This window comes from Polaromonas sp. Polasp52 (assembly GCF_059491565.1).
Genome location: NZ_CP168513.1, coordinates 4,445,019 through 4,456,807, shown reverse-complemented (window position 1 = coordinate 4,456,807; position 11,789 = coordinate 4,445,019). Strand labels below are relative to the sequence as shown.

At 69.7% G+C, this 11,789-nt stretch carries 11 protein-coding genes; 1 reads left to right on the top strand and 10 read right to left on the bottom strand.

The annotated features are described in order from the left end of the window. Positions 1-45: 45 nt before the first annotated feature. Positions 46-477, top strand: coding sequence for a hypothetical protein (locus tag ACEN9P_RS20960; protein ID WP_495620354.1), 432 nt, complete (start codon positions 46-48; stop codon positions 475-477). Here ACEN9P_RS20960 and ACEN9P_RS20955 read toward each other — a convergent pair whose 3' ends face one another. From ACEN9P_RS20955 to cobN, 10 genes are all read right to left on the bottom strand, one after another. After that, the gene (locus ACEN9P_RS20955) at positions 478-1,932 is read right to left on the bottom strand and encodes a cobyric acid synthase (RefSeq protein WP_495620353.1); all 1,455 of its coding nucleotides are present in this window, start codon (positions 1,930-1,932) and stop codon (positions 478-480) included. Further along, on the bottom strand, positions 1,929-2,948 hold the full coding sequence (locus ACEN9P_RS20950) for an aminotransferase class I/II-fold pyridoxal phosphate-dependent enzyme (RefSeq protein ID WP_495620352.1): 1,020 nt from the start codon (positions 2,946-2,948) through the stop codon (positions 1,929-1,931). Before ACEN9P_RS20950 ends, ACEN9P_RS20955 begins: the two co-directional genes overlap by 4 nt. Then, complete coding sequence (gene cbiB / locus ACEN9P_RS20945; RefSeq protein WP_495620351.1) at positions 2,945-3,964, bottom strand: adenosylcobinamide-phosphate synthase CbiB; 1,020 nt, start codon at positions 3,962-3,964, stop codon at positions 2,945-2,947. The genes ACEN9P_RS20950 and cbiB overlap by 4 nt, the downstream gene beginning before the upstream one ends. Continuing rightward, on the bottom strand, positions 3,961-4,629 hold the full coding sequence (bluB, locus tag ACEN9P_RS20940) for a 5,6-dimethylbenzimidazole synthase (RefSeq protein ID WP_495620350.1): 669 nt from the start codon (positions 4,627-4,629) through the stop codon (positions 3,961-3,963). The genes cbiB and bluB overlap by 4 nt, the downstream gene beginning before the upstream one ends. Positions 4,630-4,682: 53 nt before the next feature. Further along, complete coding sequence (locus ACEN9P_RS20935) at positions 4,683-5,516, bottom strand: CbtA family protein (RefSeq protein ID WP_495620349.1); 834 nt, start codon at positions 5,514-5,516, stop codon at positions 4,683-4,685. A 20-nt stretch (positions 5,517-5,536) separates the two neighbouring features. Next, positions 5,537-5,728: a CbtB domain-containing protein gene (locus ACEN9P_RS20930; RefSeq protein ID WP_495620348.1), complete on the bottom strand. Its 192-nt coding sequence runs from the start codon at positions 5,726-5,728 to the stop codon at positions 5,537-5,539. A gap of 65 nt (positions 5,729-5,793) precedes the next feature. Next, a complete protein-coding gene (locus tag ACEN9P_RS20925; protein ID WP_495620347.1) occupies positions 5,794-6,189 on the bottom strand; it encodes a DUF1636 family protein in 396 nt (131 codons plus the stop codon). A 33-nt stretch (positions 6,190-6,222) separates the two neighbouring features. After that, positions 6,223-6,915, bottom strand: a complete 693-nt coding sequence (locus ACEN9P_RS20920; protein WP_495620346.1) for a vWA domain-containing protein — start codon at positions 6,913-6,915, stop codon at positions 6,223-6,225. Next, complete coding sequence (locus ACEN9P_RS20915; protein WP_495620345.1) at positions 6,894-7,961, bottom strand: magnesium chelatase ATPase subunit I; 1,068 nt, start codon at positions 7,959-7,961, stop codon at positions 6,894-6,896. Before ACEN9P_RS20915 ends, ACEN9P_RS20920 begins: the two co-directional genes overlap by 22 nt. Next, on the bottom strand, positions 7,958-11,776 hold the full coding sequence (gene cobN, locus ACEN9P_RS20910) for a cobaltochelatase subunit CobN (RefSeq protein ID WP_495620344.1): 3,819 nt from the start codon (positions 11,774-11,776) through the stop codon (positions 7,958-7,960). Before cobN ends, ACEN9P_RS20915 begins: the two co-directional genes overlap by 4 nt. Positions 11,777-11,789: the final 13 nt, after the last annotated feature.

The following is an 11,789-nucleotide window of genomic DNA, read 5'->3' as shown; positions in this document are numbered from 1 at the left end:
GCGTCTTCATAATCGCGGAATAGCCTTTGGAGCCCACACGCCGCCATGAACCTTTTTTTGCGATCATGCATTCTTTCCGCCCTGCTGTGCTGCGCCTTCGCGCAGGCCCAGCCTGCCAGCCCTGGCCCCGCCACAGCCCATCCGATTGTGGGCACCTGGAGCTGGACCCTGCCCGGCAAGACCTGCACCGAAACCTGGCAATACCGCACCGACGGCAGGCGCCTGGGCACCAGCGGTGAGGAAGTCACCCAGGGCGACTACCAGGTGCCGGCCAAGCCCACAACGACGGGCTTTTACCCGCTGACCGAAACCGTGACCAGCAGCAACGGCAAGCGCGACTGCTCGGGCGACCTGCATGCGGACGGTGACGAAAGCGTGATTCGTTTTATCCAGTTCAGCCCCAAACAGGACCAGTTCATCGTCTGCAAGGCCGCGTCACTCGAGGCCTGCTTCGGGCCGCTCAAGCGGGTGCAGTGATCAGCGGTCGATGATCAGTGACTGCAAGACGCCGGGCGCGAAATGCCCGGCGATGTAGTCGGCCAGCCCCTCAAACACCGAGTCCAGCGTGGGCACGGCCGCACCGAACAAGGCTTGCAGTACGCGCGGGTCCTCGAACATGCCGTGCAGGTACAGGCCCAGCACATTGCCGGCCTGGTTCTGCCAGGCCAGGCCTTCGGGCATCACCGCATGCGCGATATCACCGGCCGCCGCCATGGCCGAATGCGGCGCGGTCTGGCCGTGGTGGATTTCATAACCCTGCACACCCACACCCGACAAGCCGGCCCACAGCCCGCGCAGCGGCGTGAAAGCGGCCTGCCGGTGCCGCACGGTCTTGGCTTCGTCAAACACCGTGACCACCGGCAGCAGGCCCAGGCCGGGCGCATTGCCGTCTATGCCGTGCGGGTCTATCAGCGCCTCGCCCAGCATCTGCAGGCCGCCGCAAATGCCCAGCACGGCGCCGCCGCGCCCCGCGTGCGCGGCCACGGCCTGGTCCAGCCCCTGGGCGCGCAGCCAGGCCAGGTCACCGCTGGTGTGTTTGGAGCCGGGCAATATGACCCAATCGGCGCCCATAAGATCGGCCGGGCTGCGCACCCACTTGAGGCGCAGGCCGGGCACGTTTTTGAGCGGCTGGAATTCGTCGAGGTTGCTGATGCGCGGATAGGCAATCACCGCAACGGTTCGGGTCACAGCGCCGCTGGCCACACTGCGGTCATCAAACACACCGTCTTCTTCGGGCAGGCCGTGCTGCCACCACATCGGCAGCGTCGCGACCGTGGGAATGCCTGTCATGTCCCGCAGCATCTGCGGTCCGGGCGCCAGCAGTTTGGCGTCGCCCCTGAATTTGTTGAGCACAAAACCCTTGATGAGTTTTCGCTCCGCTTCGTCCAGCATGGCCCAGGTGCCGTAGAGGTGCGCAAAGGCACCGCCGCGGTCTATATCGGTCACCAGCAAGCAGGATGCATGGGCATGCTGGGCCGCGCGCATATTGACGATGTCGCTGGCCTTGAGGTTGATCTCGGCGGGCGAGCCCGCGCCCTCCATCACCACCACATCGTTCTCGGCGATCAATTCGTCAAGCGCCTGCGAAACCACGGGCCAGACCGAGGCGCTGCGGCCGCGCCACTCCATGCGCGAGAGCTCGGCATTGACCTGGCCCATCAGCACGACCTGGCTTTGGGTGTCTTTTTCGGGCTTGAGCAGCAGCGGATTCATACGCACGTCTGGCACGGCCCTGGCCGCGAGCGCCTGGAAGTATTGGGCGCTGCCGATTTCACCTTTAGACACCACCCTGGCGTTATTGCTCATGTTCTGCGCCTTGAAGGGCGCGACCTTGAGCCCCTGGCGCGCGTAGTAACGGCACAGCGCGGTGGTCAGCCAGCTTTTGCCGGCGCCGCTGGTGGTGCCCAGCACCATCACACTTTTTGCGCTCATGAACGGGTTTGAGAAGAGAGTTGTTGCCATGCATTGTGCAGCGCATCCTGCACAGCGGGCGGCTGCACGCCCAGGCGCACATGGCCAGGCAGGCCAAAGGAGGTGGTGTCGCGCAGCTTGATGCCCTGGATGCGCAGCGCGGCCAGCGCCTCTTGCAGGCCCAAGCCCTCAGGCAAGGCCGGCTGCGCGCAGAAAAAATTCGCCTCGCTGGGCAGGCAGTGCCAGCCCAGGGATTCGCAGACGGCGATTTGCCTGGCCTTCCATTCGCGCAAAGTCTTGAGGCTGGCAGCCAGCCAGTCCTGCGCCTCATGACCGACCCAGGCCTGCAGCATGGCCTCGCCATGCGCACCCACGGGCCAGGAGGGGCACAGTTGCTCCAGTGCGGCGGCGCTGCCCTCTTGCTCCAGTGGCGCAATCGCGTAGGCCGCGCGCACGCCCGTCAGGCCCAGCGCCTTGTTGGGTGTCCAGAGCTGCCAGACGCTGTCGAGTTGCCACTTCGTTAATGTGGGCGCGGCGCTGAGCCGCAAGGGTTCGTAAGCACGGTCCAGCACCAGCAACGCCTGTTCCTGGCGGCCATCGGCCAGCGCGCTCAAACCATCCTGCGCAGCCCCGAGCGGACTGGAAGGCTCACAGGCCCAGAGCAGTTGCGCATTGCCGGGCTTGCTGGTGATGGCAAGGCCATGCGCGGCAGCCGCCTGCGCGTAATCGCCATAACTGAGGGGCGGCAGCCAGACAGCACGCGCGCCCTGCCCCGCCGCCAGGGCCGTGATGCGAAAGATAAATTCGCTGGCGCTCGCGGCCGGCAGCACACGCGCCTGGCCCACCCCATGAAAGGCCGCGAGCCGCGCGCGCAAGGCGGTGTAGCCGGCATCGGGATAACGCGTGGCGTCGGCCTGCCGCACGGCGGCCAGCGCCGCGGGGCATGGCCCGCAGGCATTGCTGTTGGTCGAAAAATCATGCAGCGGCACACCCAGGCCGTCGGGCCCGCCATGGATCCGAGAGGGCTTGGCGCTCATGCCGCCGCCATCGCCACCAGCAGCATCGCCGCCATGGCAAGAAAGACCTGCGCAAACACCGCCTGGGCGGCCAGGCCCTGGGCCAGCGCGGTGTCCGCCGCCTCGGGCGGCCGTCCCCGGGGATTTAATATGTAGACGCCCGGCTTGCCCAGCGAAACACCGAGCGCCAGCGCCATGGCCGCCATGGGCCAGCCGCTGTTGGGCGAAGGCGTCCTGCGCGCTTCGCGGCACAAGGCGTGAAAAGGCAGGCCGCGTGCCGCCAGCGCCAGCAGCAAAGCCGTGAGGCGCGCCGGCAGCCAGGACAGCACATCGTCCGCGCGCGCGGCCCATTTGCCGGCCCACTCCCAGTTCTTGCCCCGGTAAATGCCGCGGTAACCCCACATGGCATCGGCGGTGTTGGCAAAGCGGTAGACGGCGGCCCCCGGCAGGCCCAGCAGCACAAACCAGAAGATGGGCGCGACCACCGAGTCGTTGAGGTTTTCGGCCAGCGATTCAATCGCGCTTTCGCGCACCTGGCTGGCACTGAGTTGCGTAGTGTCGCGGCTCACCAGCCACGAGAGGCGCTCGCGCCCGGCCTCCAGCGACTGGCCCAGCGCCAGTTCCACCGCGCCGACCTCTTCGCGCAGCATGCGCCAGGACAGCATGCACTTGAGCAGCCAGGCCATCAGCACCACCAGCAGCGCGGTGTCGATGGCGGCCTGCCAGGCCGGCGCCGCGGCATAACCGGCCAGTTGCCAGAACACCAGCGCCTGCGCGCCCCAGGCGATGGCGCCCACCAGGGCCGCGCCCAGCCACCAGGCCAGCGCGCCCAGCACAAATGCCGCCGGCGGCGCGCGGCGCACCGTCACGCTGCCGCAGGCCTTGAGGTAATTTCCCATCCAGACCACCGGATGGACGGGCGAAGGCGGCTCGCCCATGTACTTGTCTATCCACAGCGCCAGGCCCAGGGCCAGCACCATGCAGCCGGCGACATAAGGCAGGCTGTGCAAAAGGTAGAGGCCGGTCCAGGCCATCATGGCGCTTCTGGGGAAGAAGGCGCGGCACCCCAAAGGTCCTCAAACACCATGTCGGCCAGCGGCGCGCGGCGCGCCCACTTTTCGGCCTGCAGCATGGGCTGCTCGTAAAAGGCCTGCACCGGCCCCAGGCACAGCACGGCCACCGGCTTGCTGCCTTCGGGCATGCGCAAAAGCGCGGCGAGCTGTTGCGGATCAAAGATGGACACCCAGCCCATGCCCAGCCCTTCGGCACGGGCCGCAAGCCAGAGGTTCTGGATGGCGCAGGCCGCCGAGGCCAGGTCCATCTCGGGCAGGGTGCGGCGGCCGAACACATGCTGCTCGCGGCCCGGCGGAAGGGCCACCACCAGCACCTCGGCGGCGTCCAGCACGCCCTGTACCTTGAGTTTCATGAACTCGTCTTCGCGCTCGCCCAGGGCTTTGGCCGTGAGCACACGTTCCTGCTCAACCAGCGCATGCACGCCCTCGCGCAGGGGCCGGCTGCGCACACGGATAAAACGCCAGGGCTGCATGAAGCCCACGCTGGGCGCATGGTGCGCGGCCGACAGCAGGCGCTGCAGCAGCTCGTCGGCCACCGTGCCGCCGCTGAAGTGGCGCATGTCGCGCCGCTCGTGGATGGCCCGGTACACCGCTTGCTGCTCGGCGGCGCTAAAGGCGTGAGCGGGCACGGCCGGATCGACCGGGCCCGCCCCGACGGTGGACACAGAACCCGCCGGAGCACTCACTGCGGAGCTTGCACGGCGACCACGGCGGGCGCATCGGCGCGCTGCAGCGCCGCCAGCAAAGCCGGGCGCACCCAGCGCTGGAAAGCCCATCCGCCCGCCAGCCCCAGGCTCACCCAGAACGACAGGGACACCCAGGTGGTGGCCCAGATGAACTGCGCACCCAGCTGTTCGAGCGCGGCGTGGGCTTCAGGGCCGAAGCCGGCCAGGGCATCGCCCTGCAGCTTGGGCGCGCCCACCACAAAAGGCAGCGCCAGCAGGGCCGCGGCCACCAGCCAACGCCAGGACGCGCGCGAGAAACCGGCCACGGCGCAGGCGCCGGACGCGCTGGCCACCGCCAGCACCCACCAGAGCTGGCGGGCCTGCAGGGGTGCGGCTTCCATGCCGGGCACTTCCGCATGCAGGCCCAGCGAGGGCCAGAAATGAAAGCTCAGCCAGCCGGCCGCCGCCACCACGCCGGCCAGGCGCAGCGAGGCCACCGCGGCGCCGCGCCGGTAGAGCCACACGCCCATGACGGCGAACAGCAGCAGCGCCATGCTAAAGGCGTGCAGCATATTGGCCACCCAGGTCCAGCCGGTGCGCTCGGCGCCGTTGGCGGGCTCCCATTCCTTGGCGGCACCTTGCGGATGTTCATGTTCATGCGGGGCGGTGCCCGCGGCGTGCACGTGGGCCGCGGGCGCTTCGGCGGGCTTGGGTGCCTCGGCCTTTTGTTCCTCGTACACCTCGGCCGCCAGAATCAGCGGAGCGGCCTGCCAGCGCTGCACGCCGGTTTGCAGGCTGCCCACCACCACCGCGGTGGCCAGCGCCGCCCAGATCAGTCGTTGAAAAATCATGGATGTCTCCCGGGGGCTGCTCAATGGCAGGGTTTGACGGTGATGTGGCGCACGTCGTGCGCGGCGTTGTGGGCCAGCGGGCTTTCGGCAAAAGCCACGCCGTACAGGACGACCAGGCCGAGCGCGGCGGCGCCCAGCAGCGGGCGCAGCACGGTCAGGCCGGGGTTCAGGACGTCGGAAGGGCTGTGGGTCAGCGTTGTCGGTTCGGTCATGGCGATCTCCTTGGGGTGGGTGAAAAAAGAAACTTGATGGATGCAAACGTAATGGATTCGGGCCGTCATGTCGAGCCCAGGCCGACGGGGGGCAGCCGCGCGAGTATGCCGCCGCGCAGGCGCTCGGGCCGCGTGTTGCGCGCCAGGTTGCCGTCGGCACTGTGCTTGTGCAATTGCGCGCAGGCAATCACCTGGGCCGCGGTTTCGGCGTCGGGGACCAGGTCGCCGAAGTAATAGCTGAATTTGCCCTGCGCCTGCAGCGTCACGGTGCAGGCGCGCGAGCAGCCGCTCATGCAGGCCAGGCCGCGCAGCTGCAGGCCCTTGTGCAGCCCGGTGCCCGGCTCGCAGACCAGCAGCGCCTCCTGCACGGCTTCGAACAGCGCCAGGCCATGGGCGGGCAGCTCGCGCGATGCGCCAGCCGGGCGGCAGGTGGTGCAGACAATGATTTCGGTATCGGGCATCGGTGTGGGATTCGGTCAAAGTGAATGGAGGGTTTATGCGGCGGGCAGCGCCAGGTGGTGCTCCGCGCCCCAGCGGGCCGCCCAGGCGGCGCAGCGGCCCAGGGGTTTACTGGCATCGTCAAAGTCCACGATCACCAGATGCTGCGCGGCCGGCGCCAGCGGCTGCTCCAGCGTGCGGCCATCGGTCAGCAGCCACAGCCAGCATTCGATGGGACCGTTGCGCTGAAGCCTGCGCTGCAACAGGCGGCCGGCCTGCGCCAGGGCCTCGGCCAGCGGCGTGCCGCCGCCGCCGCCCACGGGGCGCAGGCGCTGGCTGCCGGCGGCACGCGCGGGGCCGGGCGGCAGCAGCAGTTCCACGCCCTGCCCGCCAAAGCGCAGCAGCGCCACCTCGTCGCCCAGGCGCGCGGCCTGCTCGATCATGAACGCGGCATGGCCCTTGGCCAGGGCCAGGCGGCCGTGCCGGCGCATGGAGCCCGAGGTGTCGAGCACGATGCAATGCAGCCGGCTGGGGCGCAGCGCCACGGGCTGGCGGCGCAGGTGCTCGCGCTTGAGCGGCGACTGCCCCTTGGCCACAACCGTGGGCAGCCAGGCGATGGCGGCGCTGCGCTGCCGGGCAGCGGGCGTCGCGGCTGTTGTGAGAGGCGTGTGCGAGGGAGGCCACCGCCAGCTGCCGGTCCCTTTGCGCGGGCGGCGGCTGCGGTGGCCTAGGCTTTTTTTGGCGGCCACCCCGCGATCGCCTGGACCTTGGCCGTGCCTTCGGGCTGGGCCGGCAGCGCGCCCCAGTCGCCTTGCGGTACGGATGCCGCAGGCGGCTTTTCTTGCGGGCGCTCGGGGGCTTGCGGGGTTTGTGGCGCCTGGCCGCTTGCACCGGGCGGCTGGGCCGCACGGCCCTCGGGTCGGCGGTGCGCCAGCGCCAATTCGGCCACCGCATCCACATCGGCCGGCGTGACTTCGCCGCGCCCTTGCAGCGCCGCCAGCGCGCGCGCGGCGCGCAGCATCACCAGGTCGGCGCGCATGCCGTCCACACCGGCGGCGATCGCGCAAGCCGCCGCATGCTGCAGCACCTCGTCGGACCAGGCCAGGCTCGGTAGCGCGGCGCGGGCGGCCACCAGCGCGGCGCTCAAGGCGGCCTGCTCCTGCGCATGTTGCTGCGCCAGGGCGGCGGGATCTTCGTCAAAGCCCAGGCGCGCGCGCAGGATGGCGGTGCGCTGTGCGGCGTCCACCGGGTTGGCCAGCACCAGCGACAGGCCGAAGCGGTCCAGCAGCTGCGGGCGCAGTTCGCCCTCCTCCGGGTTCATGGTGCCCACGAGCACAAAACGCGCGGCATGCTGGCGCGAAATGCCGTCGCGCTCCACCGTGTTCACGCCGCTGGCGGCCGCATCCAGCAAGGCGTCGACCAGCGCGTCGGGCAGCAGGTTGACCTCGTCCACATAGAGCACGCCGCCGTGGGCGCGCGCCAGGAGGCCAGGCGCCAGGCGCACCCGGCCGTCGCGCAGAACATCTTCCACATTGAGCGTGCCCACCAGCTGCTCCAGGCTGGCGGCCAGCGGCAAGGTGACAAAGGGTGCGCCGGGCAAGAGCGCCGCCAGCGCGCGCGCCGCGGTGGATTTGGCCGTGCCGCGCGGGCCGCTGATCAGCACACCGCCTATGCCCGGGTCTATGGCCGCGAGCTGCAGCGCGCGCTGCAGTTGCGGCTGGCCCACCAGCGCGGTAAACGGAAAGGCCGCGCGCTCGGCGGGCTCGACGGGAATGCTCAGTTCAGGATGGTTCATGCCAGGGGTCCTTCTCCGTGTTCTTCAAGCCGGCGCTCCAGCGCCAGCAAATGCTCTTCAATGCGGTCGCGGTGCTCACCCGGTGCTTCCCAGAGGCCGCGCCGCATGGCCTCGAGCAGGCGCTCGCCGATGCTGCGCAAGGCCAGCGGGTTGTGCTGCCGCAGAAATTCGCGGTTGGTGTCGTCGTGCAGATAGGCCTGGGCCACCAGCGCGTACTGGTGGTCGCCCACCACGCCGGTGGTGGCGTCAAAGGCGAACAGGTAGTCCACCGTGGCCGCCATCTCGAACGCGCCCTTGTAGCCGTGGCGGCGCACGCCTTCCAGCCACTTGGGGTTGACGGCGCGCGCGCGCACCACGCGCGCCACTTCCTCGCCCAGCGTGCGTATGCGCGGCGCGCCGGGCACGCTGAAATCGCCGTGGTACAGCGCGGCGGGCTCGCCGGTCAGGGCCTCGACGGCCACCGCCATGCCGCCCTGGAACTGGTAGTAGTCGTCCGAATCGAGCACATCGTGCTCGCGGTTGTCCTGGTTGTGCAGCACGGCGTCCAGGCCGGCCAGGCGCTGTTCAAAACTGCCGCGCGCGGCCACGCCATGCCCGCCCTGGCCGTAGGCAAAAGCGCCGGCGCGCAGATAGGCCTGGGCCAGGTCGGCGCCATCATTCCAGCGGCCGCTGGCCATGACTTCCTGCAGTCCGGCGCCGTAGCCGCCGGGGCGCGGGCCGAACACGCGCCAGCTGGCTTCGCGTTCGGCCGCCTCGGCATTCAGGCCCCTGGCCTGCGCCTCCAGCGCTTCGCGCCGCACACGGGCGCGGATCGGATTGACCTCGTCGGGTTCGTCCTCTTCGCTGATCGCGGCCACGGCCCGCACCGCGGTGTCGAACAGGTCTATCACATTGGGAAAGGCGTCGCGGAAGAAACCCGACACACGCAAGGTCACGTCCACACGCGGCCGGTGCTTCATGGCCATGGGCAGCACTTCGATGTCCACCACACGGCTGCTGCCCTCGGCCCACTTGGGCCGCACGCCCAGCAAGGCAAAGGCCTGGGCGATGTCCTCGCCGCCGGTGCGCATGGTGCTGGTGCCCCAGACCGACAGGCCCAGGCAGCGCAGCATCTCGCCGTGGTCCTGCAGGTGGCGCTCGACCACACGTTCGGCGGCCGCCGCGCCCATGGCATAGGCGGTCTGCGTGGGCACGGCGCGCGTGTCCACCGAATAAAAGTTGCGCCCCGTGGGCAGCACGTCGGGCCGGCCGCGAGACGGCGCGCCGCTGGGGCCGGCCGGCACAAAACGGCCGGCCAGGCCGCGCAGGCACTGGGCAATCTCCTGTGGGCCGCAGGCGTCCAGGCGCGGGCGCAGCACCTCGCGCATGCGCCGCAGCACCGGCGTGCCCTGCGGCCAGGCGGCTTCATCCCATGCCGCACCGGCCACCACATGGCCGGCTACCAGCTGGCGGGCCAGCAACTCCAGGCGCTCGCGTGTGTGGCCGGCATGGCGCCAGGCCTCCTCGCTTTGCGCCTGCAGCAAGGCGGGGCGTGGGCCGTTCCAGGGCGCGGCCCACTCGGGGCTCAGTGCGTTAAAGCCGTCCACGCCCTCCAGTTTCAGGTCCTGGGCCAGCGCCGCGAGCAGGCTGCGCTGGCCGGCGGCCGCGCCGCCCGGAAACCGCGCCAGCGCCACCAGCGTGTCGACCTGCTGACGGCCCTGTGGCGATGCGCCCAGGATGTGCAGGCCGTCGCGGATCTGGGATTCCTTGATCTCGCAGAGGTAAGCGTCCAGCCGCTGCAGCAGCGCCTCGCGCCCCGCGTCGTCGGCGGGTTTGGCAAAGCCCAGGTCGGCATGCAGGCCTTCGGCGAGCACATGCGCGAGGATGTCCTCGCGCAGGCGCCGCGCGCGCCGCGGATCCAGCGACAGGGCCTCGTAGTACTCGTCCATCTGCCGCTCCAGCTTTTGCAGCGGGCCGTAGGTCTCCGCGCGCGTGAGCGCCGGCATCAGGTGGTCGATGATGACGGCCTGCGTGCGGCGCTTGGCCTGGCTGCCCTCGCCGGGGTCGTTGACGATAAAAGGATAGAGGTGCGGCAGCGGGCCCAGGATGGCATCGGGCCAGCAGGCCGCGCCCAAGGCCACACTTTTGCCGGGCAGCCATTCGAGGTTGCCGTGTTTGCCCACGTGAACCACGGCATCCACCGCGAACTGGCGGCGCAGCCAGAAGTAGAAGGCCAGGTAGTTGTGCGTGGGCACCAAGTCGGCATCGTGGTAAGTCGCCACCAGGTCCAGGTCGCGGCCGCGTGCGGGCTGTATGCCGACAAACACATGGCCATAGCGATGGCCGGAGACCATAAAACGGCCGCCGCGCACCATCGGGTCCTGTTCGGGCGGGCCCCATAGCGCGTTGACGGCATCACGGCTGGCCGCATCCAGGCGGCGGAAATCCTGCAGGTAGTCCGCCATGGCCAGGCTTTGCCCGGCGGGACGCATGGGGTTGGCGTCCAGGTTGTTGGTGACACCGGCCACCAGCGCGGCAATCAAGGCGTCACCGCCTTCGGGCAATTCGCCCGTCGCGTAGCCCGCCTCCCGCATGGCGCGCAGCAAGGCCACGGTGGAAGCCGGGGTGTCCAGGCCCACGCCATTGGCCAGTCGGGCGTCGTCGTTGGGGTAGTTGGCCAGGACCAGCGCCACGCGCTTGGTCTCGTTGGGTTTGTTTTGCAGCGCGCACCAGCGGCGCGCCAGCCCGGCCACAAAAGCCATGCGTTCAGGCTCGGGCTGGTAGCGCACCACGTCCACCTCGGTGCGTTCGCAGCGCCAGGCCAGGCCTTTGAAGCTGATGGCGCGCGTGCCTATGCGGCCGTCCACCTCGGGCAGCACCACCTGCATCGCAAGGTCGCGCGGCGCCAGGCCGTGCGGGTCGGCCTGCCACTGCTCCTGCGAGCAGCCCGCGGTGATCAGCTGCAGCACCGGGGCATCGCCGGCCAGGGCTTCCATCTGCGCACCCAGCACGCTGTCCACGTCGTCGCCGTCGAGTGCGGTAATGGCAAAGCTGGTGGCGTTGAGCACCACGCCCACGCCGTGTTCAGCGGCCAGCGAACGCAGCAGCGCCAGGCTGGCCGGGTTCTTGAGCGAATCGACCGCCACGGCCACGGTGTTGAGGCCTTCAGCGCTCAGTGCGGCCAGCATGGCATCAAAGACTGCCGTGTTGCCGGCCTGCAGATGGGCGCGGTAAAACACCAGCAGCGCCGCGGGGGCGCCGTCCCGCCAAGGAGGACTCTCCAGCGGCTGGTAGACCATGGCGGGCGGCAGCACTTCGGGCGGCGCGGGACGCGGGCCCAGGCCGAAGGCGGCATGGCCTATCAGCTCAAAAAATGTGCGGGCGTTGTCGCGGCCGCCTTCGCGCAGGCAGCGCCAGAGCTCGCGGCAGTCTTCATGCGGGGCGGTGCTGCGCAGCAGCAGTTGCAGGTCTTCAGCGGCATCGCCCGAGAACAGGGCCAGCCACTGGCCGCGCGCACTCGCCAGCTCGCGCACCCGTTCCACCACATAAGCCCAGTCGCTGGCGGCCCCCAGGTGGTCTATCACCACCACACGCGCATGCCGCAGCACCTCGTCGACATACATATCGGCCGAGGCGGGTTGGCGCAGCCACATCAGGTTGGCCAGGCGCACCGCGGGAAAGCCTGCGGGCAGCTGCTGCGCCGCGTCGGCCAGCAGGGACAGCGTGGTGTCGGCCGCGCTGAGCACCACAATGTCGCCGGGCGTCTGCTCCACGCGCACCACACCCTGGCCACCGTCTTCAACGTGGCCTCCGGGGCGGGTGGAGAGCAGATGCATGGCGTGTTATTTG

Excerpts from the sequence above, each read along its gene's own strand:
- ACEN9P_RS20960 (WP_495620354.1), top strand. The coding sequence starts at position 46 with ATGAACCTTTTTTTGCGATCATGCATTCTTTCCGCCCTGCTGTGCTGC.
- ACEN9P_RS20955 (WP_495620353.1), bottom strand. The coding sequence starts at position 1,932 with ATGAGCGCAAAAAGTGTGATGGTGCTGGGCACCACCAGCGGCGCCGGC.
- ACEN9P_RS20950 (WP_495620352.1), bottom strand. The coding sequence starts at position 2,948 with ATGAGCGCCAAGCCCTCTCGGATCCATGGCGGGCCCGACGGCCTGGGT.
- cbiB (WP_495620351.1), bottom strand. The coding sequence starts at position 3,964 with ATGATGGCCTGGACCGGCCTCTACCTTTTGCACAGCCTGCCTTATGTC.
- ACEN9P_RS20935 (WP_495620349.1), bottom strand. The coding sequence starts at position 5,516 with ATGATTTTTCAACGACTGATCTGGGCGGCGCTGGCCACCGCGGTGGTG.
- ACEN9P_RS20930 (WP_495620348.1), bottom strand. The coding sequence starts at position 5,728 with ATGACCGAACCGACAACGCTGACCCACAGCCCTTCCGACGTCCTGAAC.
- ACEN9P_RS20925 (WP_495620347.1), bottom strand. The coding sequence starts at position 6,189 with ATGCCCGATACCGAAATCATTGTCTGCACCACCTGCCGCCCGGCTGGC.
- ACEN9P_RS20915 (WP_495620345.1), bottom strand. The coding sequence starts at position 7,961 with ATGAACCATCCTGAACTGAGCATTCCCGTCGAGCCCGCCGAGCGCGCG.
- cobN (WP_495620344.1), bottom strand. The coding sequence starts at position 11,776 with ATGCATCTGCTCTCCACCCGCCCCGGAGGCCACGTTGAAGACGGTGGC.